Annotated in this window: 23 protein-coding genes and 1 pseudogene; all 24 read left to right on the forward strand. The window is 67.8% G+C overall.

The genetic code is table 11. The annotated features are described in order from the left end of the window. The first annotated feature begins 38 nt into the window (after positions 1-38). The 24 genes and pseudogenes from trpS (at position 39) to recF (ending at position 25,754) form a co-directional block, all read left to right on the forward strand. Complete coding sequence (gene trpS / locus GGR03_RS21710; RefSeq protein ID WP_183210878.1) at positions 39-1,106, forward strand: tryptophan--tRNA ligase; 1,068 nt, start codon at positions 39-41, stop codon at positions 1,104-1,106. Between the two features lie 122 nt (positions 1,107-1,228). Further along, a complete protein-coding gene (locus tag GGR03_RS21715) occupies positions 1,229-1,720 on the forward strand; it encodes a universal stress protein (RefSeq protein ID WP_163043141.1) in 492 nt (163 codons plus the stop codon). Between the two features lie 101 nt (positions 1,721-1,821). After that, a complete protein-coding gene (locus tag GGR03_RS21720; protein WP_183210879.1) occupies positions 1,822-2,397 on the forward strand; it encodes a NifU family protein in 576 nt (191 codons plus the stop codon). Between the two features lie 79 nt (positions 2,398-2,476). Further along, positions 2,477-3,190: a tRNA (adenosine(37)-N6)-threonylcarbamoyltransferase complex dimerization subunit type 1 TsaB gene (gene tsaB, locus GGR03_RS21725; protein ID WP_252920334.1), complete on the forward strand. Its 714-nt coding sequence runs from the start codon at positions 2,477-2,479 to the stop codon at positions 3,188-3,190. Positions 3,191-3,259: 69 nt separating this feature from the next. Next, on the forward strand, positions 3,260-3,784 hold the full coding sequence (locus tag GGR03_RS21730) for a GNAT family N-acetyltransferase (RefSeq protein WP_183210880.1): 525 nt from the start codon (positions 3,260-3,262) through the stop codon (positions 3,782-3,784). 48 nt (positions 3,785-3,832) lie between these two features. Further along, a complete protein-coding gene (gene olsA / locus GGR03_RS21735) occupies positions 3,833-4,705 on the forward strand; it encodes a lyso-ornithine lipid O-acyltransferase (protein ID WP_183210881.1) in 873 nt (290 codons plus the stop codon). Positions 4,706-4,753: 48 nt separating this feature from the next. Then, the gene (gene miaB, locus GGR03_RS21740) at positions 4,754-6,166 is read left to right on the forward strand and encodes a tRNA (N6-isopentenyl adenosine(37)-C2)-methylthiotransferase MiaB (RefSeq protein ID WP_246368388.1); all 1,413 of its coding nucleotides are present in this window, start codon (positions 4,754-4,756) and stop codon (positions 6,164-6,166) included. A gap of 41 nt (positions 6,167-6,207) precedes the next feature. Further along, entirely contained in the window at positions 6,208-7,206 is a 999-nt protein-coding gene (locus GGR03_RS21745) for a PhoH family protein (RefSeq protein WP_183211080.1), read from the forward strand. After that, a complete protein-coding gene (gene ybeY, locus GGR03_RS21750) occupies positions 7,207-7,749 on the forward strand; it encodes an rRNA maturation RNase YbeY (protein WP_183210883.1) in 543 nt (180 codons plus the stop codon). Between the two features lie 8 nt (positions 7,750-7,757). Further along, on the forward strand, positions 7,758-8,840 hold the full coding sequence (locus GGR03_RS21755; RefSeq protein WP_183210884.1) for a hemolysin family protein: 1,083 nt from the start codon (positions 7,758-7,760) through the stop codon (positions 8,838-8,840). 140 nt (positions 8,841-8,980) lie between these two features. Further along, entirely contained in the window at positions 8,981-10,678 is a 1,698-nt protein-coding gene (lnt, locus tag GGR03_RS21760) for an apolipoprotein N-acyltransferase (RefSeq protein WP_210292245.1), read from the forward strand. A gap of 125 nt (positions 10,679-10,803) precedes the next feature. Continuing rightward, positions 10,804-11,229: a helix-turn-helix domain-containing protein gene (locus GGR03_RS21765; RefSeq protein ID WP_183211084.1), complete on the forward strand. Its 426-nt coding sequence runs from the start codon at positions 10,804-10,806 to the stop codon at positions 11,227-11,229. Between the two features lie 158 nt (positions 11,230-11,387). Continuing rightward, positions 11,388-12,101 carry a tRNA (guanine(46)-N(7))-methyltransferase TrmB gene (trmB, locus tag GGR03_RS21770; protein ID WP_183210885.1) on the forward strand — a complete coding sequence of 238 codons (714 nt, stop codon included), beginning with the start codon at positions 11,388-11,390 and terminating at the stop codon, positions 12,099-12,101. Between the two features lie 253 nt (positions 12,102-12,354). Then, on the forward strand, positions 12,355-12,960 hold the full coding sequence (rimP, locus tag GGR03_RS21775; RefSeq protein WP_183210886.1) for a ribosome maturation factor RimP: 606 nt from the start codon (positions 12,355-12,357) through the stop codon (positions 12,958-12,960). 97 nt (positions 12,961-13,057) lie between these two features. Beyond that, positions 13,058-14,668, forward strand: coding sequence for a transcription termination factor NusA (gene nusA / locus GGR03_RS21780; RefSeq protein ID WP_183210887.1), 1,611 nt, complete (start codon positions 13,058-13,060; stop codon positions 14,666-14,668). Between the two features lie 8 nt (positions 14,669-14,676). Beyond that, positions 14,677-15,300 (forward strand): annotated as a pseudogene (locus GGR03_RS21785) (RNA-binding protein); the annotation flags it as partial. A 144-nt stretch (positions 15,301-15,444) separates the two neighbouring features. Further along, positions 15,445-18,522, forward strand: a complete 3,078-nt coding sequence (gene infB, locus GGR03_RS21790; RefSeq protein ID WP_183210889.1) for a translation initiation factor IF-2 — start codon at positions 15,445-15,447, stop codon at positions 18,520-18,522. 225 nt (positions 18,523-18,747) lie between these two features. Continuing rightward, the gene (rbfA, locus tag GGR03_RS21795) at positions 18,748-19,161 is read left to right on the forward strand and encodes a 30S ribosome-binding factor RbfA (protein WP_183210890.1); all 414 of its coding nucleotides are present in this window, start codon (positions 18,748-18,750) and stop codon (positions 19,159-19,161) included. Next, a complete protein-coding gene (gene truB / locus GGR03_RS21800; protein WP_183210891.1) occupies positions 19,161-20,147 on the forward strand; it encodes a tRNA pseudouridine(55) synthase TruB in 987 nt (328 codons plus the stop codon). The genes rbfA and truB overlap by 1 nt, the downstream gene beginning before the upstream one ends. Positions 20,148-20,361: 214 nt before the next feature. Next, on the forward strand, positions 20,362-20,631 hold the full coding sequence (gene rpsT / locus GGR03_RS21805; protein WP_183210892.1) for a 30S ribosomal protein S20: 270 nt from the start codon (positions 20,362-20,364) through the stop codon (positions 20,629-20,631). A gap of 659 nt (positions 20,632-21,290) precedes the next feature. Next, positions 21,291-21,725 carry a rhodanese-like domain-containing protein gene (locus tag GGR03_RS21810; RefSeq protein WP_183210893.1) on the forward strand — a complete coding sequence of 145 codons (435 nt, stop codon included), beginning with the start codon at positions 21,291-21,293 and terminating at the stop codon, positions 21,723-21,725. 101 nt (positions 21,726-21,826) lie between these two features. Then, complete coding sequence (dnaA, locus tag GGR03_RS21815; RefSeq protein WP_183210894.1) at positions 21,827-23,284, forward strand: chromosomal replication initiator protein DnaA; 1,458 nt, start codon at positions 21,827-21,829, stop codon at positions 23,282-23,284. A gap of 144 nt (positions 23,285-23,428) precedes the next feature. Next, positions 23,429-24,553: a DNA polymerase III subunit beta gene (gene dnaN, locus GGR03_RS21820; RefSeq protein ID WP_183210895.1), complete on the forward strand. Its 1,125-nt coding sequence runs from the start codon at positions 23,429-23,431 to the stop codon at positions 24,551-24,553. Further along, positions 24,528-25,754, forward strand: a complete 1,227-nt coding sequence (gene recF, locus GGR03_RS21825; RefSeq protein ID WP_183210896.1) for a DNA replication/repair protein RecF — start codon at positions 24,528-24,530, stop codon at positions 25,752-25,754. The genes dnaN and recF overlap by 26 nt, the downstream gene beginning before the upstream one ends.

Below are 25,754 nucleotides of genomic sequence, written 5' to 3' on the forward strand. Positions count from 1 at the left end.
CGATTTCACCTCATCTTCCGACCCCGGAGCCGCGATCCATGAGCGCCATCACTCCCCGCGTCTTTTCCGGCGTCCAGCCGACGGGCAATCTGCATCTCGGCAATTATCTGGGCGCGATCCGCAAGTTCGTCGCCCTGCAGGAAAGCCACGACTGCCTCTATTGCGTCGTCGATCTCCACGCCATTACCGCGCAGCTCGTCCATGACGACCTGCCGGGCCAGATCCGCTCGATCACCGCGGCCTTCCTTGCCGCCGGCATCGATCCGGCGCGCCACATCGTCTTCAACCAGAGCCGGGTCTCCGGCCATGCCGAACTCGCCTGGATCTTCAACTGCGTCGCGCGCATCGGCTGGATGAACCGCATGACGCAGTTCAAGGAGAAGGCCGGCAAGGACCGCGAGAACGCCTCGCTCGGCCTGCTCGCCTATCCGAGCCTGATGGCTGCCGACATCCTGCTCTATCGCGCCACCCACGTCCCGGTCGGCGACGACCAGAAGCAGCATCTGGAATTGACCCGCGACATCGCCGCGAAGTTCAACAACGACTTTTCGCAGAAGATCGCCGCCGCAGGGCTCGGCGAGCCGATGGCGACGGGCGACGAGACGGTGAACGGCTATTTCCCGATCACCGAGCCGCTGATCGAGGGGCCGGCGACGCGGGTGATGAGCCTCAAGGACGGCGCCAAGAAGATGTCGAAATCCGACCCCTCGGATCTCTCGCGCATCAACCTGACGGACGACGCCGAGGCGATCGCCCGCAAGATCCGCAAGGCCAAGACCGATCCCGATGCGCTGCCGTCCGAGCTGGAGGGTCTCGCCGGCCGGCCGGAGGCGGACAATCTCGTCGGCATCTACGCGGCGCTTGCCGAGCGGCCCAAGGCCGAAATCCTCGCCGAGTTCGGCGGCCGGCAGTTCTCCGAGTTCAAGCCGGCGCTGGTTGATCTCGCGGTCGAGACGCTGGGGCCGGTGACCTCGCAGATGCGCCGCCTGATGGCCGATCCGGGCCATATCGACGCCGTGCTGAGGGACGGCGGCGAGCGCGCCGGCGCCATCGCCGAACGGACCATGAAGGACGTCAAGCAGATCATCGGCCTTCTCGACGACTGAAGCCGAGCGGACATTCGCGGCGCGAGGCGGTTGATCGTTGCGCCGCTGACGGACGCGGCAAAGTATGTGGGCGGATGGCGCCGCCGCTTGTCGGCGGGCACCGCCGCTGCCATCTTGCCGCAATGGTATCAAGACGAATTGGCCGGGATGCCGGCGGCAAGCGCAAGTTCCTTGCGATCATCGACGGCACGCCGGAATGCGGGCGCGCCGCCTCCTATGCGGCGCATCGCGCCAAGGCCAGCGGCGGCGGTGCTGTGCTGCTCTTCGTGATCGAACCAGGCGATTTCCAGCATTGGCTGGGCGTCGAGAAGATCATGAGGGCCGAGGCTGCCGAAGAGGCCGGCACCAAGCTCGCCAAGGTCGCGGACGAATTGCGCGAGAAGGTCGGGATAGAGCCGGAGACCGTCGTGCGCGAGGGCAAGATCGTCGAGGAGATCCACGCGCTGATCGAGGCGGACCGCGAGATCGCGATCCTGGTGCTGGCGTCGGGCGACGCGTCCGAGGGGCCGGGGCCGTTGGTTTCCTCGGTCGCCGGCAAGGGCGCTGCCTTCCCGATCCCGGTCACGATCGTGCCGGCGACGCTGACCGATGAGGATATCGCCAGCCTCTGTTGATAGGAGGCCGCGCACCTTATGTTGCGATAAGCGGCACCGCGCTGTATAGTTTAGAACAATTCCAATGAAGTCGGCGGCACCGGTCGCACGAGAGGCAAGCCATGTTCATCCAGACGGAAGTGACCCCGAATCCCGCCACGCTGAAGTTCCTGCCCGGTCGGGTCGTTCTCGAGACTGGCACCGAGGAGTTCCTGTCGCAGGCCGACGCCGCGGGCCGCTCGCCGCTTGCTGCCCGCCTGATGGCGGTGCCGGGCGTGACCGGCGTGTTCTTCGGCTACGACTTCGTCACCGTGTCGAAGGACGGGCCGGACTGGCAGCATTTGAAGCCGGCCATCCTCGCCGGGCTGATGGAGCATTTCCTCTCCAACGATCCGGTGATGCTGGCAGCCGGCGAGAGCACGGCGGCGCCGGAAGGCGAGGAATTCTTCGAGGAGCGCGACGCAAATACCGTCGCGACCATCAAGGAGTTGCTCGAGACGCGGGTTCGTCCTGCCGTCGCCCAGGACGGCGGCGACATCACGTTCCGCGGCTACCGGGACGGCACGGTCTATCTCAACATGCGCGGCGCCTGCGCCGGCTGCCCGTCCTCGACCGCCACGCTGAAGCACGGCATCCAGAACCTGCTGCGCCATTTCGTGCCGGAGGTCGAGGCGGTGGAGGCGATGGAAGCAGCCTGATCGCCGGAGTTCCGCCCGTGGCCGTTTCTGCCGCATCGGCCGGCGCGCGAGCGGCGCGGCGCAGACGGACGCCGGTGACGTGACGCAACTGCTTCTCGCCATCGACACCGCCTTCGCGCGCTGTTCCGCCGCGGTTTTTGACGGAGCGAGCGGCCGGCTTCTCGCATCGGCCGAGCCCGAGATCGGCAAGGGCCACGCCGAGCAGCTGATGGCGGTGATCGCCGACGTTCTGGAGCGGGCGGGCGTTGCCTATGGCGACCTTGCGCGGATCGGCGTGACCGTCGGCCCCGGCTCTTTCACCGGGATCCGGGTCGGCGTCGCCTCGGCCCGCGGCCTGGCGCTGGCACTCGACATCCCGGCAGTCGGCATCGACACGCTCTCCGCACTGGCCGCGCCCGAGTTCGGCAAGGGCCGGGCGGTTCTTGCGACGCTCGACGCCAAGCGGGGCGAGATCTACGCCGCGCTCTACGATGCCGAAGGCGCCGTCATCGCGGCACCGCGCGCTTTGGCGCCGGCGGACTTGTCGGCGATTCTCGCCGGCCTCGATGCCGACGCGCCGCTCGGACTGGTCGGTACCGGCTCCCCGATCGCACAGGCCGCCCTTCCTGACCGGCGCCCAGAGCTTCTCGGCAGCGATTCGCGCATCGACATGGCCGCGTTCGCCCGTCTCGCCGCACTCGCACCCGAAGCGCCGCCCAAGCCGCTGTATCTGCGCGGCGCCGACGCCAAACCGTCCAGTGCCGCGGGCACGATCAGCTTTCGTGTCCCGGCCTCTCCTCAAGCCGTGCCGTGATGGAGTAACCTCGCGGCAAGCGGTGTCTGCCACGGTGCGGCGTGTGGCCGAAGAAGGGGAGGACGTTCGATGTACTGGTATCTGCCCTGGGCCTGGACGACCTCGTTTCTGGAAGCACTGGTGCGCACCGGGCCTGTCGTCTGCACCCCGCTGACCGATGACGATCTCGACACCGCCGCCGAGCTGCACAGCGAGGCCTTCGACCATCCCTGGTCGGGAGACGAACTGGCCTCGCTGCTCGGGCAGGCCGGCAGTTTCGGCTTCGTCGCGCGCCGGGTCGGCCATGCCGGCGAGCCGCCGCTCGGCTTCGTCCTCGCCCGCAACACCAAGGGCGAGGCCGAGATCCTCACCATCGCCGTTGCGCCGCGGGCCCGCCGCCATGGTGTCGGCCGGCTCTTGATGGACCACGTGCTGCAGCATCTCCACGCCGAGCGCGCCGAGTCGCTGTTTCTCGAAGTGGACGAGGAGAACACGGCCGCCCGCCGTCTCTACGAGCGCCTTCGCTTCGTCGAGGCAGGGCGCCGGCCGGCCTATTACCGCCAGCCGGACGGCCGGCGCACCAGCGCGCTGACCCTCAAGCGCTCGCTCCGTTAGCCGTGCAGGAAAAATCCCCGGCATGATGGCGCAGAGAGCCGGCAGAGCATGATCGCCTGGCTGCGCGTCGGGTTCGTCGCCTTCGTGCTGACGACGATGACGCTTGTCCTCTGGCCGCTGCAGAACCTTGCCATGGCGCGTGGCTGGACCCTCGCGCGGCGTCTGCCGCATTTCTGGCATGTCGTCGCCTGCGCCGTCACCGGCCTCAAGGTAACGGTGGTGGGACGGCCAAGCCCGGACCACCCGCTGCTGATCGCGTCCAACCACCAGTCCTGGGCCGACATCATGGTGCTCGGCCGGATCATGCCGCTGTCCTTCATCGCCAAGGCGGAGGTGCGGGACTGGCCGGCCTTCGGGCTTCTCGCCCGGCTGCAGCGGACGGTCTTCGTCGAGCGCGGCGATCGCCGGCGGACCGGCGTGCAGGCCGACGCCATCGCCGAACGGCTCAATCAGGGCGACGTGATGGTGCTTTTCGCCGAGGGAACGACCTCGGACGGCAACGAGGTGCTGCCGTTCAAGACTGCCCTCTTCGGTGCGGCGCAGGCAGCGCTCCGGAACGCCGAGACGCATGCCGTTCGCGTCCAGCCGGTTTCGATCGCCTATACAAGCGCCCACGGCGTGCCGCTCGGGCGTTTCTTCCGCCCGCTCGCGGCCTGGCCGGGAGACGTCCCGCTCGGGCCGCATCTCCTTGCCTTCCTGCGCGAAGGCGCCGTCGAGGCGGAAGTGACCTTCGGCGAGCCGCTGCTCTTCGACGCCGCGTCCGACCGCAAGCAGGTCGCGCGGACCGCCGAGGAGCGGGTGCGGCACATGCTGGTGGCGAGCCTTCGCGGCCACAGCAGGACGACGAATCGCGACGCTCGACGGCGGGAAACCGATCTCCGACTTGCGCCCGGTCGCGATGGTGGCGATATAGGTATCTAACCAGTTCCGTCGGCACGGCCGGGGGCTATGGTCCGATCAGAAGGACGCATGACCGAAACAACCGAAGCACCCGTCCCGGTGGGCGCCGGCGCCAATACCCGCAAGGTCTTCATCAAGACCTACGGCTGCCAGATGAACGTCTACGACTCGCAGCGCATGGGCGACGCGCTGGCGAAGGACGGCTACGAGCCGACGGAGACGATCGAGGACGCCGACCTCGTCCTGCTCAATACCTGCCACATCCGAGAGCGCGCCGCCGAGAAGGTCTATTCCGAGCTCGGCCGCATCCGGTTGCTGAAGGCCGAGCGCCACAGCCAGGGCCGCGAATTCCACGTCGGCGTCACCGGCTGCGTCGCCCAGGCCGAAGGTAGCGAGATCATCAGACGCGCGCCGGTCGTCGATCTCGTCGTCGGCCCGCAGACCTATCACCGCCTGCCCGAGGCGCTCGCAAGGGTGGCGCGCGGCGACAAGGTCGTCGATACCGATTATGCGGTCGAGGACAAGTTCGACCATCTGCCTCGCACCAACGACCGGCAGATCCGGGCGCGCGGCGTCACCGCCTTTCTCACCGTCCAGGAAGGCTGCGACAAGTTCTGCACCTTCTGCGTCGTGCCCTACACGCGCGGCTCCGAGGTCTCGCGGCCGTTCGCCGGAATCGTCGAGGAGGCCCGCCGCCTGGCGGATTCGGGCGTCCGCGAGGTGACCCTGCTCGGCCAGAACGTCAACGCCTGGGCGGGCGAGGATGCCGCCGGCCGACCGGTCGGCCTCGCTGGCCTGCTGCGGGCCTTGGCAGAGATCCCCGGCATCGCCCGGCTGCGCTACACCACCTCGCATCCGCGCGACATGGATGCCGAGCTGATCCGCGCCCATGCCGATCTCGAAAGCCTGATGCCGTATCTGCACCTGCCGGTGCAGTCGGGCTCTGACCGGATCCTCAGGGCGATGAACCGGCGCCACACGGCGGCCGACTACCTGGAGCTTGTCCAGACGATCCGCGCCGCCCGGCCGGACATCGCGATGTCGGGCGATTTCATCGTCGGCTTTCCTGGCGAGACCGAGGAGGATTTCGACGCGACGATGCGGCTCGTCGTCGAAATCGGCTACGCCTCGGCCTTCTCGTTCAAATACTCTCCGCGTCCGGGCACCCCCGGCGCCGAAATGGACGACCATGTCGACGAGGCGGTGAAGTCCGAGCGGCTGCAGCGCCTGCAGGCGCTGTTGCGCGTCCAGCAGGACCGCTTCGCCGCGAGCCTCGTCGGGCAGACCATCCCGGTTCTGGTGGAAAAGCCGGGCCGCTATGCCCATCAGCTCGTCGGACGCTCGCCCTTCCTGCAGCCGGTCGTCCTGCCGGCCGGGGCCGGGGCGATCGGCGACATCGTGACGGTATCCATCGAAGCGACCCTGCCGAACTCGCTGATGGCAGCGGGCGCCGGGATCGAAGCCGGAAGGAAGGTCGCTTGAAGTCAGAGAATGTGACGCTGCCGGTATCCGGCGCCTCCGACATGGCGCATATCGTGCTGACCTACGAAGACAACCGCCTCGCCAGCTCGCTGTTCGGCCAGTTCGACGAGCATCTGGCGCTGCTGGAGCAGAAGCTAGGCGTCGATGCGCGGGCGCGCGGCAACAAGGTCGAGATCCGCGGCACGCAGGCGGCCAGCGAACAGGCGCGCCGAGCGCTCGACCATCTCTACGAGCGCCTGCAGCGCGGCAGCGAGATCGGCCAGAAGGACGTCGACGGCGCCGTTCGCATGGCCATCGCCCAGGATGACCAGCTGATCCTGCCGACGCTGGAGAAGAAGGGCCGCATGTCGCTGGCCCAGATCGCCACCCGCCGCCGGACGATCCACGCGCGAACCCCGACGCAGGACGCCTACATGCGGGCGATGGACCGCGCCGAGCTGGTGCTCGGCGTCGGCCCTGCCGGTACCGGCAAGACCTATCTTGCCGTCGCCCACGCCGCGATGCTGCTGGAGCGTGGCCAGGTCGACCGGATCATCCTGTCGCGCCCGGCGGTGGAGGCGGGCGAACGGCTCGGCTTCCTGCCCGGCGACATGAAGGAGAAGGTCGATCCGTATCTGCGGCCGCTCTACGATGCGCTCTACGACATGATCCCGGCCGAGAAGGTCGAGCGGGCGCTCGCCGCCGGCGCCATCGAGATCGCGCCGCTCGCCTTCATGCGCGGCCGCACGCTCGCCAATGCCGCGGTGATCCTCGACGAGGCGCAGAACACCACCGCGATGCAGATGAAGATGTTCCTCACCCGCCTGGGCGAGAACGCAAGGATGGTGGTGACCGGCGATCCCTCGCAGATCGACCTGCCGCCCGGCCAGAAATCCGGCCTGGTCGAGGCGCTGCGGGTGCTGGTCGGCGTGCCGAACGTCGTCACCGTGCGCTTCGAGGCCAAGGACGTGGTGCGCCATCCGCTGGTCCAGGCCATCGTCGAGGCCTATGAGGAGGATGCGACGCGCCACCGCGCGCCGAGCATCCCGCTGGACAGTTAAGTGCCCGAAGACCGACAACCGCGTTCATATGACGGACTGACCGTCGCCCTCGCCGTCGAGGTGCCGGCCTGGGACGAGGCCGGCCTCGGCGACATCGCGTTGCTGGCGCACTTGGCCTTTGCCGCTGCCGCCCGCCGCATCGGCCTGCCAGGCGACGTCGTGAGCGAGATCGGCCTGACGCTCGCCGACGACGCCATGGTGCAGGCAGCCAACGCCGAATGGCGCGGCAAGGACCGGCCGACCAACATCCTGTCCTTCCCGATGGCGGCGCCCGGGGCTCCACCCGGGCCGCTGCTCGGCGATCTCATCCTCGCCTACGAGACCGTCGCCCGCGAGGCGACGCTGGAAGACAAGCCCTTCGATGCCCACTTCCGACATCTTCTCGTGCATGGGTTCCTCCATCTTGTCGGATACGACCATGTCGACGACACCGAGGCGGAGGCCATGGAACGGCTTGAAGTCGAGATCCTTAACGAGCTGGGTGTCGCCGATCCCTATGCCGAAGGCACAGCAACACCGGCCACGATGCCGATCGAACGATGAGTGAGACGATGACTATCGAAGCGCACGTGCCTGACCGGGACCGTGGCGACACACAGGTCGGCGATGCCGCCGAAGACCGCAACGCCGGCGACGACCGAAGTCGGCGCGCCGGGACGCCGGGTCAGCCCGGCGTCTGGGCGAGCCTCTTGCGTCGGATGCGCCCGCGCATGCCCCGCGTCATGCGCGAGGATCTGACGGAGGCCCTGATGCATCAGGGCTCCGGCGAGGACGCCTTCAGCCCGGCCGAACGGGCGATGCTCAACAACATCCTGCGGCTGCGCGAGGTGAGGGTCGAGGATGTGATGGTTCCGAGGGCGGATATCGAGGCTGCCGAGATCGGTACCACGCTCGGCGAACTCATGCGGCAGTTCGAGGCGAGCGGCCATTCTCGCATGCCGGTCTATGGCGAAAGCCTCGACGACCCGCGCGGCATGATCCACATCCGCGACGTCGTTGCCCACATCACCCGCGTGGCGCGTCCGGCGAGGCCAGGCGGCACGGCCGCGGGCGGCGGCAACGGCTCGCGCAAGCCGAAGTCGGGGCTCGATCTGCGCCAGATCGACCTTGCCAAGAAGATCGAGGACCTCGGCATCATCCGCAAGGTGCTGTTCGTGCCGCCCTCGATGCTTGCCTCCGACCTGATGGCGAGAATGCAGGCGACGCGAACCCAGATGGCGCTGGTCATCGACGAATATGGCGGCACCGATGGCCTCGTCTCGCTGGAGGACGTCATCGAGATGGTCGTCGGCAATATCGAGGACGAGCACGACGACGAGGCGCCGATGATCACGGCCGGCGGCGACGGCATCTGGGTTGCCGATGCCAGGGCCGATCTCGACGAAGTGAAGGCGCTGGTCGGTGAGGATTTCGACATCAGCGAGTATGAGGAGGAAGCCGACACGATCGGCGGCCTGTTGTTCTCCGAACTCGGACGGGTACCGACCCGGGGCGAGGTGATCCAGGCCGTGCCGGGCTTCGAGTTCCAGGTACTCGATGCCGATCCGCGGCGCGTCCGGCGCGTGCGGATCGTGCGCTTCCGGCAGGGGGACAAGCGCCGCCGCGTCGTCGAGGGCCTGGCAAATGCCCCCTAGGCGTACCGCCGGCACCGGTTTTCGGCCCGGCGGCTCTGGTTGCCCGGCCGCCGGATGACATCAGCCTCGCGAAAGCGAGTATCGTTAACTGGCGGACCGGCATCGTGCATGGGGTCGTCGACCTCACATGCGGGGGCAATTTGAGCGCCATAAGCCGTCGCGGCGGCCTCCTCGGCGAGGGCCGCCTTCTCGATCGTCTGGCCGGCCGCGTCCTCCTCGTCGCGGGCTGGCGGCGCGCTTTGCTGACCTTCGTTGCTGGCGCGCTTGCGACGCTCGCGCTGCCGCCGTTCAATTTCCCGGCGATCGGCTTCGTTTCCTTTCCGCTGCTGGTCTGGCTGATCGACGGCGCGGCCTTCGACCCCGGTCGCTCGCTGCCGCGACGGCTGATGCCGGTGTTCGCCACCGGCTGGCTCTTCGGCTTCGGCTATTTCGTCGCCGGCCTGTGGTGGCTCGGCGCGGCCATGCTGGTGGATGCCGCGGAGTTCGCGATCTTCATCCCGCTTGCGGTACTCGGATTGCCGGCAATCCTCGCGGTCTATTATGGCGTCGCCGCCGTGCTCGCCCGGCTGCTCTGGAGCGACAGCGCCTACCGCATCTTCGCGCTGGCCGCCGCCTTCGGCTTCGTCGAATATCTGCGGGCCTTCCTGTTCACCGGCTTTCCGTGGAACGAGATCGGCGTCATGGCCGCGCCGGTGCCGCTGCTGATGCAGACCGCCGGCCTCGTCGGCGTGCATGGGCTGACGCTGCTCGCCGTGCTCGTCTTCTCCGCCCCGGCCGTCCTCGCCGACCGGCGCGGTCGCGCAGCGACGCTGGCCGTGGCGGCGGCGCTCCTGGTCTTCCATGTCGGCTTCGGCGCCTGGCGTCTTGCCACCCACCCCACCGAATTCGTCGAGGCGGTGAATGTCCGCGTCGTCCAGCCGAACATCGAGCAGACCCAGAAATGGGAGGACAGCCAGGCGGAGACGATCTTCGATCGGCATATCAGGCTGACCGAGACGCGGGCGGAGCCCGGCGAGATCATCGGGGCGACCGCTCCCGCCGACGCGGCCGGAACCGCCGAACCCGACGTTCCGGCAATACGCACGCTGGTGATCTGGCCGGAATCGGCGTTCCCCTTCCTGCTGACCGAACGCCCCGATGCGATCGCCCGCATCGCCGACACGCTGCTGCCGGGCGAGACGCTGATCGCCGGTGCGGCGCGGCTGGAGGGTCCCGACGACGTCAGCTCGCGCGTCTACAACTCGGTCTATGTGATCGACGACAACGGCGAGATCATCGACGCCCGCGACAAGGTGCATCTGGTGCCGTTCGGCGAGTACCTGCCGTTCCAGACATTCCTCGAAGGCCTCGGCGTGTCGCAGCTGGCCGACATGCCGGGCGGGTTTTCCCCGGGCGCCGTGCGTAGCAGGGTGCCGCTCGAGGGCGCGCCGTCCTTTCTGCCGCTGGTGTGCTACGAGATCATCTTCCCCGGCGAGATCGATGCCGGCTCGCCGCAGACGCGGCCCGGCTTCCTCGTCAATGACACCAATGATGCCTGGTACGGTGCGACACCGGGGCCTTACCAGCATCTGCGGCTGGCTGAGCTGACCTCCGTCGCCCTCGGCCTGCCGCTGGTGCGCAGTGCGAATACGGGTATTTCAGTCGTGAACGATGCCTATGGGAGACAGGTCGGCGGCCTGGCGCTGGGATCGACCGGTACCGTCGAAGTGGCGCTGCCCGAGGCTGGCGCGCCGACAGCCTATGCTCTTTTCGGTAACGTGCCCTTCTGGCTGGCCTGGACCGCGGCCCTGGCAATAGGGTTGCTTTCCCGGGCGAGGATGCACGTAAGGATTGATTGACAGTCCGGAGCCACACCGCTTAGGCCGGAATTCGAAATTGATTTAAGACAATTTTGGGTTCGCACGTGGCGCATGCAATGCGCCGCCGCAGCGGGTCGGGCGGGACAAGGATGAAGGCGCTTCCGATGCTGGAGAACAAGAAGAAGCCGAACCCGGTCGACACGCATGTCGGGTCGCGTGTCCGCCTGCGCCGGACCATGCTCGGCATGAGCCAGGAAAAACTCGGCGAAAGCCTCGGCATCACCTTCCAGCAGATCCAGAAATACGAGAAGGGATCGAACCGCATCGGGGCCAGCCGGCTGCAGCGCATGTCGGAGGTCCTGAACGTGCCGGTGGCCTTCTTCTTCGAGGATGCCCCGGGCGGCATCGACGGCAAGGAGGGTTTCGCCGAGCCATCCGGGCCCGACTATGTCGTCGATTTCCTGTCCTCCACCGAGGGGCTGCAGCTCAATCGCGCCTTCGTGCGCATCGCCGACCCCAAGGTCCGCCGCCGGGTCATCGATCTGGTCCGCACGCTCGCCGATGCAGCGGCGGCTGAAGACAAGGCTTGATCCGGGCGACGGGGTCCAGTCTTCCAAACCCTTGACGGGATCGGCAAGGCGCGGCAATGCGGGCCTCGCCGGGCTCGCTATGTCGATGGGTCCGACATCGCCCGAATGCTTGCGGCTCGCCCGCGGCCGCTGACAACGCCAGCAGAAGCAAGTCCCTCATGGAGAACGATCCGTCCGCCGTCCCCCACCGGGAGCGCGCCCGCGAGGCGTTTTTCGGCAGGCTGAAGGGTCCCGCGCTGCGGCCGGGCCAGGCGGCGCTGCTCCAGACGCTGCTGCCGACGCTGCTTGTCGATCTCGATACGCCCGCCCCGACCGAACTTACGGGGTTGTTTTCGGCCCCGGTCGAGAGGGTGCATCTGGAGATCGGCTTCGGCGGCGGCGAGCATCTCCTGGCCGAGACCAGGCGCCGGCCAGAGACGGGCTTCATCGGCGTCGAGCCCTTCGTCAACGGCATGGCCAAGCTGCTGTCGGTCGTCCAGGCGGAGCCGCGGCCCAATCTGCGCCTCTATGACGACGACGCCACGCGGCTGCTCGACTGGCTGCCGGAGGCCAGCCTTTCCGGCATCGACCTGCTCTACCCCGATCCCTGGCCGAAGAAGAAGCATTTCAAGCGCCGCTTCGTGAATGCGCGCAATCTCGATCGCTTCGCACGGGTGCTGGTCCCCGGCGCATCGTTCTGCTTTGCCTCCGACATCGACACCTATGTCGACTGGACGCTGCAGCACTGCCGCGACCACCCGGCCTTCGAATGGACGGCATCGCGGGCGGCCGACTGGCACGAGCCCTTCGAGGGCTGGCCCGGCACGAGATACGAGGCGAAGGCGATCCGCGAGGGAAGGCGTCCGGCCTACCTGACGTTCCGGCGGGTGTGAGCTGCTGCCGCGTCCGGGCGGCGGCAGTGAGCGACACCTGCCCGCCGACTTGATGCAGCCGCGGGAAGCTTGTATAGAACACGAAATTCTCTGCGATGCGATCGTGAGAGTGGGTCCTGCCGGTCCCGCTCTTTTTTGTTTCAGGGGCCCTGGTTTGCGCGATGGCGCGCTCCGACGGCCCCGGCCGAACGCCCGCAGGAGGACCACCGGTCCGATCCGGCAGGACCCGGACCGCAGCGATTTTCGGAGCAACGTGATTACCGCAGACCAGCGCATCGTCAAGGAACAGGGGCTCGAGGCCGCCGTCGCGACAATCGTCGAACCGGCGATCGAGCAGCTCGGCTATCGCCTTGTGCGGGTCAAGATCTCCGGCCTCAACGGCATGACCGTGCAGATCATGGCCGAGCGGCCGGACGGCACGATGAATGTGGAAGGCTGCGAGGCGGTGTCGCGCGGCATCTCTCCGGTCCTCGACGTCGACGATCCGATCGACAAGCCCTATCATCTGGAGGTCTCCTCCCCGGGAATCGACCGGCCGCTGGTGCGCAAGGGCGACTTCGAGATCTGGGCGGGTTTCCTGATGAAGCTCGAGACCACCCGGCTGATCAACGATCGCAAGCGCTATCGCGGCAAGATCGTGAAGGTCGGCGAGGACGCCATCACCGTCGAGCGCGAGCAGCCGGCGCCGGACGAGACGCCGACCGTGGAAATTCCGTTCGATGCCATTGGCGAGGCGCGCCTGATTCTGACCGACGACCTCATCGAGGCGTCGCTGAAGGCGGACAAGGCTGCCCGCAAGGCATCGGGAGAGCCGCAGGACGAAGACGCCGCAGACGAGGCGCCCGGGCGGCCGCACTGAACGGCGAGAAGCGATTGCGGCGCCTTCGGCCCCGCTGGACCATATGGAGCCGCCGCGCCAGCTGCGCGGCAGGGACCCGAATTCAGGAGAACCGACAATGGCAGTGAGTGCGAACAGGCTTGAGCTTCTGCAGATCGCCGACGCAGTCGCGCGCGAGAAATCGATCGACCGCGAGATCGTCATCGGCGCCATGGCCGACGCGATCCAGAAGGCGGCCCGCAGCCGCTACGGTCAGGAGACCAATATCCGCGTCGACATCAACACCAAGACCGGCGAGATGCGGCTGCAGCGCCTGCTCGAAGTGGTCGAGGAGGTCGAGGATCCGAACATCCAGATCCATCTCGACCTGGCACGCGACAAGAACCCCGACGCCGAGCCGGGCGACTTCATCGCCGAGCAGCTGCCGCCGATGGATTTCGGCCGGATCGCCGCGCAGTCGGCCAAGCAGGTGATCGTGCAGAAGGTCCGCGAGGCCGAGCGCGACCGCCAGTACGAGGAATTCCGCGACCGCGTCGGCGAGATCGTCAACGGCACGGTCAAGCGCGTCGAATACGGCAACGTCATCGTCGATCTCGGCCGCGGCGAGGGCATCATCCGCCGCGACGAGCAGATCCCGCGCGAATTGTTCCGCTACGGCGACCGGGTGCGGGCCTTCGTCTACGACGTGCGGCGCGAACAGCGCGGACCCCAGATCTTCCTGTCGCGCACCCATCCGCAGTTCATGGCCAAGCTCTTCACCATGGAAGTGCCGGAAATTTACGACGGCATCATCACCATCAAGGCGGTCGCCCGCGATCCGGGCTCCAGAGCCAAGATCGCCGTGATCTCCAACGATTCTTCGGTCGATCCGGTCGGCGCCTGCGTCGGCATGCGCGGCAGCCGCGTGCAGGCCGTCGTCGGCGAGCTGCAGGGCGAGAAGATCGACATCATCCCCTGGTCGCCGGACGCCGCGTCCTTCCTCGTCAATGCCTTGCAGCCGGCCGAAGTCTCGAAGGTCGTGCTCGACGAGGATGCCGAGCGCATTGAAGTCGTCGTCCCGGATGACCAGCTATCTCTGGCGATCGGCCGCCGCGGCCAGAACGTCCGGCTGGCCTCCCAGCTGACCGGCTGGGACATCGACATTCTCACCGAGCAAGAAGAGTCGGAGCGCCGCCAGAAGGAATTCCAGGAGCGTTCGGAGATCTTCATGAACGCCCTGAATGTCGACGAGATGGTCGCCCAGGTGCTGGCATCGGAAGGCTTCGCCAGCGTCGAGGAAGTCGCCTATGTCGAGCAGGACGAGGTCGCCTCGATCGAGGGCTTCGACGACGAGACGGCCGGCGAGATCCAGGCGCGGGCCCGCGAATACCTGGAGCAGCGCGAGGCCGAGTTCGACGCCAAGCGGGTTGCGCTGGGCGTCTCGGACGAGCTGAAGGAAATCGACGGGCTCACCACCGAGATGCTGGTGGCGCTCGGCGAGGAAGACATCAAGACAATGGAAGACTTCGCCGGTTGCGCGGCGGACGACCTCATCGGCTGGAGCGAACGCAAGGACGGCGAGACCAAGCGGTTCCCGGGCGCGCTGAGCAAGTTCGAGATTTCCCGTGCCGCGGCCGACCAGATGGTCCTCGCCGCACGGCTGAAGGCCGGCTGGATCACCCAGGCCGACATCGACGGCCCGCAGGTCGAGGCGGACGAAGACGCCGAGACGGAAGAGGCGGCGGTCTGACGGCGGCGATGGACGATCCGGCGGATGCTGCAGGGGAGGCGGAACTGAACGACCGCACCTGCATCGTCTCCCGCAAGGCGCAGCCGCCGGAGGACCTGATCCGCTTCGTGCGCGGACCCGACGGCGCGGTGGTGCCGGATCTGCGGCGCAGGCTGCCGGGGCGCGGCGCCCATGTGGCGATGCGCCGGGCATCGGTCGACGAGGCGGTCCGCCGCAAGCTGTTCGGCCGGGCACTGAAGGCGGAAGTGATGGCGGCCCCGGACCTCGGCCAGATGGTCGACGGGCTGCTGGCGAAGTCGGCCCTCGGCGCGCTGGGACTGGCCCGAAAGGCCGGCCAGCTGGTGACCGGGGCGACCAAGACCGAGGCGGCTGTCCGCACGGGCCGGGCTCTGCTTCTGGTGCAGGCATCGGACGCTGCGGCGGATGGGCTGCGCAAGCTCGACCAGGCACGCCGCGCCGCGGCGGCATCGCGGTCGGAGCCGGCCATAGCGGCCCTGCGTCTGTTTACGTCAGACGAATTGGGTTTGGCTTTGGGCGGCGGGAATGTGATACATGCAGCCATCCTTGCCGGTGACGCGGGCTCGGCTGCGGCGAAGCGCATGGCAGCGCTTGACAAATATCGGGGCGAGAGCCCCGGACCGGTTTCCGGCGATGCCCCTTTCGGGCGCGGGGAAGCTGCGACTGAGAAATTGAACGACACGGGAGCGCCTTCTGAGCGACGCTCCGGGCAAGATGAAGGGCGCGGGATCGATCCCGCGCAGGAAGCGGAAGCGTAGATGAGCGATACCAAGTCCGGCGACGACAAGACGCTGAGCGTGAGCACGAAGAAGACTCTGACCCTGAAGCGGGGCGGCGTCGAGCAGTCCACCGTTCGGCAGAATTTCTCGCACGGTCGCACGAAGAACGTCGTCGTCGAGACCAAGAAGCGGCGGATCGCCAAGCCGGAGGACGCCGCGCCGTCCGTCGCGGCGGCTCCGACGCCGCAGCCGCGCGCGCCGCAGCCAGCGCCGACGCCGGCACCGGCGCCGGCTGCAACGACGCAGGCTGCGCCCGCACCGTCGACGCCCCCGCCGACGCCGCCCCAGGTGGGCGGCCGTCCGCCACAGATCCAGCTGGGCCCGAAGCCGGGCCAGGCGCCCGCCGCCAAGGCGCCCGAGCCGGTCGAAGCCGCGCCGGAGCCGGTCGAGGCGAAGAGCCCTGCCCCTGCTCCAGAGGCACCGGCACCGGCCGCCGAGGCGCCGTCTGCGCCGGCGGCCGCCCCGACCGCTTCTGCCGCAGCGCCTGCCGAGGCACCGCCGGCACCCCGCCCTGCCGCTCCCGTGGCGACGGCTCGGCCTGCTGCGCCGCCCGTGGCCACCGCGCGTCCGGCTTCCGCCGCGCCGCGTCCGGGCAGCCCGCAGCAGGGTCGTCCGCAACAGCCGTCGGCCGGACCATCGCGTCCCGGCCAGGCGCCGGCGCGTCCGGGTGGTCGCGACGATCGCCGGCCCGCCGCTGCCGCGCCGGGTGCCCGCCAGCCGCGCGGCGCCGTGCTCAGCGATCTGTCGTCGCGTGAAATGGATGCGCGTCGCCGGGCGCTCGAACTGGCCAAGCAGCGCGAAGTCGAGGATCGGCGCCTGTTCCGCGAGGAAGAGGACCGTCGCATTGCCGAGGACGAGCGCCGTCAGCGCGAGCGGGCCGAATCCGAGCGCCGCCAGGCCGAGGAGAATGCCCGGCTCGAGGCCGAGGCGGCATCGCGTCGCAAGGCCGAAGCCGAGGCCGAGCGCCGGGGCCAGGCTCCCGCCGCCGTGGTGTCGCCGGCCGATGCCGAAGCGGCTGCCGCCCGCGGAGTCCGCGCCGAACCGCGTCGGCGTCCCGGTGCAGACGAGGACGAGGCATCCCGTGCCCGTCCCGGCGCGCGCCGTCCCGTCAGGGGCGCACCCGCCGAGGCGCCGAAGCCGGCCCGTCCGGACCGCGACGACGGTCGTCGCCGCGGCAAGCTGACGCTCGACAAGGCGCTCACCTCCGAGGAAGGCGCGCGCGGACGCTCGCTCTCGTCGATCCGCCGTCGTCAGGAGAAATTCAAGCGCTCGCAGCAGAACCAGCCGCGAGAGAAGATTGCCCGCGAAGTGATTATTCCAGAGACCATCAGCATCCAGGAACTCGCCAACCGCATGTCGGAGCGTTCCGTCGACGTCATCAAGTTCCTCATGCAGCAGGGACAGATGATGAAGCCGGGCGACATCATCGAGCCCGACCTCGCCGAGCTCATCGCGTCGGAATTTGGCCACACGGTTCGCCGCGTCGCCGAGTCGGACGTCGAGGAAGGCATCTTCAACGTCGCCGACAATGTCGAGAACCTCGTGCCGCGGCCGCCGGTCGTGACCATCATGGGCCATGTCGACCACGGCAAGACCTCGCTGCTCGACGCGATCCGCAAGACCAGCGTCGTTTCCGGCGAGGCCGGCGGCATCACACAGCATATCGGGGCCTACCAGGTCGAGCAGGGCGGTCAGAAGATCACCTTCATCGACACGCCGGGCCACGCCGCCTTCACTGCGATGCGGGCTCGCGGCGCCCAGGCGACCGACATTGCCATCCTGGTGGTGGCGGCCGACGACAGCGTGATGCCGCAGACCATCGAGTCGATCAATCACGCCAAGTCGGCGGGCGTCCCGATCATCGTGGCGATCAACAAGATCGACAAGCCGGGCGCCGATGCCAGCAAGGTGCGCAACGCCCTGCTGCAGCATGAGGTGTTCGTGGAATCGATGGGCGGTGAAGTGCTCGACGTCGAGGTCTCGGCGCTCAAGGGCACCAATCTCGACAAGCTGCTCGATGCGATCCTCCTGCAGTCGGAGATCCTCGAGCTGAAGGCCGATCCGACCCGCACCGCCGAAGGCGTTGTCATCGAGGCGCAGCTCGACAAGGGCCGCGGCCCGGTCGCCACCGTCCTCGTCCAGACCGGCACGCTGAAGATCGGCGACATCGTCGTCGCCGGCGACGAATGGGGCCGCGTCCGCGCCCTGATCACCGACAAGGGCGCCCAGCTCAAGGAAGCCCTGCCGTCGATGCCGGTCGAGGTGCTCGGCATGCAGGGCACGCCGCTCGCCGGCGACCGCTTCGCGGTGGTGGAGAGCGAGTCCAAGGCACGCGAGATCGCCGAATACCGTCAGCGCGTGGCGCGCGAGAAGCAGGTGGCCAAGAGCGCCGGCCAGCGCGGCTCGCTCGAGCAGATGATGTCGCAGCTTCAGGATACGGGGCTCAAGGAGTTCCCGCTGCTGATCAAGGGCGACGTGCAGGGTTCGATCGAGGCGATCATCGGTGCGCTCGACAAGCTCGGCACCGACGAGGTGCGTGCGCGGATCGTCCATTCGGGCGCCGGCGCGATCACCGAGTCCGACATCGCCCTTGCCGGCGCCTCGCGCGCCGCAATCATCGGCTTCAACGTCCGCGCCAACAAGCAGGCGCGCGAGGCGGCCGAGCGCGAGGGGATCGAGATCCGCTACTACAACATCATCTACGACCTCGTGGATGACGTGAAGGACGCGATGTCGGGCCTCTTGTCGCCGGAGCGGCGCGAGACCTTCATCGGCAATGCCGAGATCCGCGAAGTGTTCAACATCACCAAGATCGGCAAGGTCGCAGGCTGTCTCGTCACCGAGGGCGAGGTCGAGCGTGGCGCGGGCGTCCGCCTCATCCGCGACGGCGTCGTCATCCACGAGGGCACGCTCAAGACGCTCAAGCGCTTCAAGGACGAAGTCGCCAAGGTGCAGAGCGGCCAGGAATGCGGCATGGCCTTCCAGAACTACGAGGACATGCGCCAGGGCGATGTCATCGAGTGCTTCCGCGTCGAGCACGTCGCCCGCACGCTGTAGGCTCGCGCCCGCGAAACACGATCGGGCGGGCGGGGCTCTTGCTCCGCCCGCTTTCGTTCGCGGCAGCAGATGTTGGCAGCGGTCGAGCCGTTCACCCGGCGGCTTCCAGGACAGCCATCGCGGTTCCGGACGCCGGCCGTCTCGATTTCGGCCGCGTTACTCATCATCATTAATCGGCGGCTCGGCGCAATGCCCGCCGCGACAAGGCAAGGACTCCAATACGGTATGGCCCGTTCGCCCCACTCCGCACACTCCCAGCGGCGGCTCAGCGTCGGCGAGAAGGTCCGCCACGCTCTGACCGAGGTCATGCAGCGGGGCGAGATCCGCGAGCCGCTGCTCGAGACGGCCGTCGTCACGGTGACCGAGGTCGACATGTCGACCGACCTCAAGCTCGCCACGGCCTACGTCACGGTGCTCGGCCAGAGCGATGTCGAGCCTTATGTCGCGGCGCTGAACCAGCACGCCAAATTCATCCGAGGCCGGATCACGCCGGCGCTGCGGCAGATGAAGTTCATGCCGGAGGTGCGGTTCCGGCCCGACACTTCCTTCGACAATTTCGCGCGCATCGACGCGCTCCTGAAGTCGCCTGAGGTCGCCCGCGACCTCGACGACCAGGACGATGACGGGGACAAGAACTGATGGCGCGTCGCGGCAAGAAGCCGAAGGGCCGTCCGATCAACGGCTGGGTGATTCTCGACAAGCCGAAGGGCATGGGCTCGACGGACGCGGTGGCAAAGCTGAAGCGCCTCTATTTCGCGCAGAAGACCGGCCATGCCGGCACGCTCGATCCGCTCGCCTCCGGCATGTTGCCGATCGCCTTCGGCGACGCGACCAAGACGGTCCCCTTCGTCATGGACGGGCGCAAGGTCTATCGCTTCACCGTCCGCTGGGGCGCTGAGACGACCACCGACGACACCGAGGGGACGGTCGCCCAGTCTTCCGACCAGCGGCCCAGCGAGGCGGAGATTCGGCTCGCGATGCAGGACTATGTCGGCGAGATCAGCCAGGTGCCGCCGACCTTCTCGGCCATCAAGATCGCCGGCGAGCGCGCCTACGATCTTGCCCGCGAGGGCGAGACCGTCGAGATCGCCGCCCGGACGGTGTCCGTGCATCGGCTGGAACTGCAGGCGTTGCCTGACGCCAACACCGCCATCTTCGAAGCCGAATGCGGCAAGGGCACCTATGTCCGCGCCATCGCCCGCGACCTCGGCCGCGACCTCGGCTGCTTCGGCCACGTGATCGATCTCCGGCGGGTCTCGGTCGGCGGCTTTACGGAAGCCGACATGGTGACGCTGGACGATCTGGAGGCCGCGGCGGACGAGGGCCGCGAGACGCTCGACGCGGAATCGGTGGAAGCCGGTGCGACCGCGCGCGTCGTGGATTTCGCACCGCTCGACGAGTATCTGATCAATCCGGAAGCTGCCCTTTCCGATCTCTACGAGGTGATGCTGTCGGAGGAGCAGGCCGGACGGGTGCTTTCCGGCAATTCCGTGCTGCTGCGCGGGCGCGACGCCCCGGCCTCCTGCGACGAAGCCTTCGCCACCGGTCACGGGCGGCTGATCGCGCTCGGCTCGATCGACCAGGGCCAGTTCCACCCGCGTCGCGTCTTCGGCGGCCGCGGCTGATCGGCGGACATGGCGCGGCGCTTGCTCGGGACGACTCCGGCAAACTGCCGTTCCGCCGCGTCGGCGATTGACGGAGCCTGGGAAGCGACCTATAAGGACGCCTAATTCGGCGGCGTCGGAAGACGTGGCCGGTTTTTTTGCGTTGCGGCGCGGCTGATGCCGCGAGCGGCGCCGCCACCCAAAAGCTGATTCGACAGACAGAAAGAGACGAACGATGGCCAATACCCCCTCGGCCAAGAAGGCGACACGCAAGATCGCGCGCCGGACCGCCGTCAATACCGCCCGCCGCAGCCGCGTGCGGACCTTCCTGCGGAAGGTCGAAGAGGCGATCGCCGCAGGCGACAAGGAAGCTGCCGTTTCCGCCTTTAAGGTTGCGGAGCCCGAGATGATGCGCGCGACCTCCAAGGGCATCTTCCACAAGAACACCGCTTCCCGGAAGATCTCGCGCCTGTCGCACCGCGTGAAGGGCCTCGCCGAGGCCTGATCGCCGCCGCTCTGGCTGCATCTTCCGCATTCGAAACGCCCGGCCCCGCGCCGGGCTTTTTGATTCGTGGCCCATTTTGAAGGCAGGTTGCCTGCCACGTCATCGGCTTGTCACGAAGGCCCGCGCCGATTCCTGCCCCTTCAAGTCCGCGCAGAAAACTGCATTCGGAATCAGTGGCTTGTAAGAGGTCAGTGAACAGTTACGAATAGCTGGCTAAGCGAAGACCGGAGAGTCCTTGAGTCAAGCGGGAAGGTCGCCACCGGGGCGATTTTTATGTTTGTCCCCTGCCGGTCGACCCGGAACGAAGGCGTAAGTTGAGGGCTGTCAGCACCTTGCGCCCCATTCGCCGGGCACACGGATGACGAGTCTGCCACAGCCGATCCTCCCGTCTTACGATTCAGACCAGACTCCGCTTGCCGCATCCCGCCACGTTTCGTAGTTTCCGCCTGACACAAGTGCGGAGAAGACGAAGTGCGGGGACAACCAGTGTTTTCCAAAGTTTTATGGAGCCGCACCAAGGTTCCAGCGATGGGAAGCGTCCCGCAGGTTCAGCTGAGCTGACGTCATCCGACGCATCACGTAGTTTCTGAGCGCACCAAGCCGATTTAAGCATTGAGAACTTCTGTCCCCACGGGGTCAGGGGCGGGGAGTTGTTTTGCATGGATGAAAGATACAGAGGCGACGTCACGGCGTCGGCTTGCTGGTCCGCATTGTCGGAATCCGAAGATGCCGTCCTGGTCGATGTGCGCACCAGCGCCGAATGGACCTATGTCGGGCTTCCCCAGCTGGCGCCCATCGGCAAGTCGGTGGTCCTTGCCGAATGGCAGAGCTTTCCATCCATGGGTGTCGACCCGGCTTTCGCGCCGAAGCTTGCCGAACGGCTCGAGGCGGCCGGGATCGGCAAGTCGGCGCCGATCTATTTCCTCTGCCGGTCGGGCGTCCGTTCGATCGCCGGCGCCGTGGCGATGACCGGATATGGCTACGAGAACTGCTTCAACGTGCTCAACGGCTTCGAGGGACCGCCCGACGAGCAGGGGCACCGGGGCCGCAAGGCAGGCTGGAAGGCGGAGGGGCTCCCATGGTCGCAGAACTAGGCCTGCGACCGGCACACGCAGCGTTCGCTGCCGTGCCGTCGCCACGGCTGCCCTATGCGGGCGACCGATCAACAAGAAACGATAGCAATGGCGGGGCAGGTATGGACGACGGCGCGAAGGTTTCGGCGGAGATCATCGAACGGGTCAATGCGCGCCTGAAGGCGCAGCTTGGCCCGGACATCTTCTCCAGCTGGTTCCAGCGCATGAAGCTCGAGTCCGCTGGCAAGGGCGTGTGCCGGATCTCCGTGCCGACGGCGTTCCTGCGCAGCTGGATCCAGTCGCATTATCACGATCTGCTCACCGAGATCTTCCGCGAGGAGGTCCCGGGGACGCTGAAGGTCGAGATCGCCATCCGCAGCGCCGTGCGGGGCGGCGGCGTGACGATTCGCGAGCCGCGGGTCGCCGGCCACAGCCAGCAGGAGTTGCTGAGCACCGCGGAGATCCGGCCCGTCGCCGTCGGCGAGAAGGCAGCCGCACGGATCGAGCGGGTGGTCGAGGCGCCGCGTTCGGCAGCTGATTTCGGCTCGCCGCTCGATTCCCGCTATGTCTTCGACAATTTCGTCGAGGGTGCCTCGAACCGCGTCGCACTCGCCGCCGCCAAGGCGATCGCCGAGAACGGGCCGCAGTCGGTGCGCTTCAACCCGCTGTTCATCCATGCCGCCGTCGGCCTCGGCAAGACGCATCTGCTGCAGGCGATCGCCAATGCCGCCGTGCGCCGCCACGACGGACCGCGCGTCGTCTATCTGACCGCCGAATATTTCATGTGGCGCTTTGCCACCGCGATCCGCGACAACCGCGCCCTCGACCTGAAGGAGACGCTGCGCGGCATCGACATCCTGATCATCGACGACACCCAGTTCCTGCAGGGCAAGTCGATCCAGCAGGAATTCTGCCACCTGCTGAACGCGCTCATCGATTCGGCAAAGCAGGTGATCTGCGCCGCCGACCGCCCGGCCTCGGAGCTGGAATCGCTTGATCCGCGGGTCCGCTCGCGGCTCTCCAACGGCATCACGCTGGAACTCGCGCCGCCGGACTACGCGATGCGCCGGGCGATCATCGACAGCCGCGTCAAGGCGATGCGCGCAGAGGATCCGAGCTTCGACATGCCGGAGCGGGTCATCGAGACGATCGCCCAGCGCGTCGCCGGCTCGGGCCGCGACCTCGAGGGAGCGTTCAACCAGATCGCCTTTCGCCACTCGCTCGGCCAGCCGCTGTCGCCGGAACATCTCGACGATCTCCTCAACCAGCTGACCAGGGCCAATGTCGAGCGCCGGGTGCGCATCGAGGACATCCTCAAATTCGTCTCGCGCCACTACAACGTGCCGCGCACCGAGCTTCTGTCGGCGCGGCGCACCCGCACCATCGTTCGGCCGCGGCAGATCGCCATGTATCTCGCCAAGACGATGACCCCGCGCTCGCTCCCTGAGATCGGCCGCAGGTTCGGCGGCCGGGACCACACCACCGTCCTGCACGCAGTGCGCAAGATCGAGGGCGAGCGCTCGAAGGACGAGAAGCTCTCCGAAGAGCTCGATCTCATCCGCCGCATGATCGAGGAGTGAGCCCGAACCGCCGCCGAAGCGCGGCCGCAGCGGGTGTTTTGGCGGTTTAGCCTTCCCAAGCGGGCCGCCAGTCTCTAAGAACTTCGAACCCGGAAAGGCCGCTGGAAAACCCCGGCGGTCTTCCGAATGAAACGGCGTCGGTCCATGCGTATCATCATCGAACGGTCGAACCTCCTGAAGTCGCTGGCTCACGTCCACCGGGTCGTCGAGCGCCGCAACACGATTCCCATCCTGTCGAACGTGCTGCTGAAGACCGAGGCGGGCGGGCTGCGCCTGAAGGCGACCGATCTCGACCTCGAGATCACCGAGACCGCGACGGCGACCGGCGAGCAGGAGGGGGCGACCACCGTCCCGGCGCATCTCCTCTACGACATCGTCCGCAAGCTGTCTGACGGCGCCGAGGTGCGGCTCGCGACCAATGCCGAGGGCACCCAGATGACGGTCTCCTCGGGCCGCTCGAATTTCCGCCTGCAGTGCCTGCCGGAATCGGACTTTCCCGACATCACCGCCGGGCCGCTCTCGCATGGCTTCACCATCAAGGCGGGTGAACTCGCCCGGCTGATCGAGCGCACGCAGTTCGCGATCTCCACCGAGGAGACGCGCTATTATCTGAACGGCATCTTCCTCCACACGATCGAATCCGAGGGTGACCTGAAGCTGCGGGCCGTCGCCACCGACGGTCACCGGCTCGCCCGCGCCGAGATGAAGGCGCCGGCGGGTTCGGAAGGCATGCCCGGCGTCATCGTGCCCCGCAAGACCGTGGGCGAGCTGCAGAAGCTGCTCGGCGACATCGGCGCCGACGAGGAGGTCAGCGTCGAGCTCTCCGACGCCAAGATGCGCTTCACCATCGGCGCGGTGGTGATGACGTCCAAGCTGATCGACGGCACCTTCCCGGACTACCAGCGGGTGATTCCGCAGAACAACGACAAGGCGCTGACCCTCGACCGGCAGACCTTCTCCGCCGCCGTCGACCGCGTCTCGACGATTTCCTCCGAGCGCGGCCGGGCGGTGAAGCTCGCGCTGACCGACTCGCAGCTGGTGCTCACCGTCAACTCGCCGGATTCCGGCACGGCGACCGAAGAGCTGTCGGTCGGCTACGATTCCGACGACATCGAGATCGGCTTCAACGCCCGCTATCTGCTCGACATCACCGGGCAGCTCTCGGGCGACGACGCGGTGTTCATGCTGGCCGATCCGGGCTCCCCGACGCTGATCCGGGACGGCGGCGACGATGCGACGCTCTATGTCCTCATGCCGATGCGGGTCTGACGCCACGAGCTCCCTGCACGACACGCCGCCTGTCCCGGCCGATGCGCCCGCCGCGCCGATCGGACTGAGCCGGCTGCGGCTTGCCGATTTCCGCAACTACAGCACCCTCCGACTCGAATTCGACCGTCGCTTCGTGGTGTTTCACGGGTCGAACGGCGCCGGCAAGACCAACCTCCTCGAGGCGATATCGCTGCTATCGCCCGGCCGCGGCCTGCGCCGCGCGACGTACCAGGAGATCGCCCGGCAAAGCGGTGGCGGGGGCTTCTCCGTCGCGGCCTCGGTGATCTCGGCATCGGGCGAGACCGATATCCTCACCAAGGTCACCCCCGACGCCGCGGGCGCGGCGAACCGCTCCATCCGCATCGACGAGACCAATGCCCGCAACGCCGAGGAACTGCTCGAGCTGCTGCGCGTCGTCTGGCTGACCCCGTCGATGGACGGGCTGTTCAATGGCCCCGCCGGCGACCGGCGGCGCTTTCTCGACCGCATGGTGCTGGCCGTCGATCCGACCCACGGACGGCGGGCGAGCGACTACGAGCGGGCCATGCGCTCGCGCAACCGGCTGTTGTCGGAGGAGCGGCTGGACGATTCCTGGCTCTCCGGGCTCGAGGCCCAGATGGCCGAGCTCGGCGTCGCCATGGCGGTGGCGCGGGCCGAGCTCGTCGATCTTCTGGCCGGCATGATCGGCGAGAGCGATGTCGCCAATCCGTTTCCGAAAGCCGGGCTGGACCTTGCCTCCGGTTATGGCGAGATCGATTTCGCGCGGCCGGCGGTCGAGGCGGAGGACGAGGCGCGGGCCCGCCTGCGCAGCGGCCGCGGTCTCGATCGCAGCGCCGGACGGACGCTGCTCGGCGCCCATCGGGCCGAGCTGTCGGTCACCCATGTCGCCAAGGCGATGCCGGCGGGCCTCGCCTCGACCGGCGAGCAGAAGGCGCTGCTGATCGGCCTGGTGCTGGCGCACGCCAAGCTCGTCACCGCCCTCTCCGGCATGCCGCCGGTGCTGCTGCTGGACGAGATCGCCGCGCATCTCGATCCCGGCCGCCGCGCCGCTCTGTTCGACCTGATCGACGATCTCGGCGTCCAGGCCTTCATGACCGGCACCGATGCCAGCCTGTTTGACGCGCTCGCCGATCGCGCCCAGATGCTGGAGGTCGATTCGGGGGCGATCCGGCCATCCGGTTCGCCGGTTGCGGAGGACTGA

The organism is Aurantimonas endophytica (genome assembly GCF_014196845.1).
Taxonomy (GTDB): domain Bacteria; phylum Pseudomonadota; class Alphaproteobacteria; order Rhizobiales; family Rhizobiaceae; genus Aurantimonas; species Aurantimonas endophytica.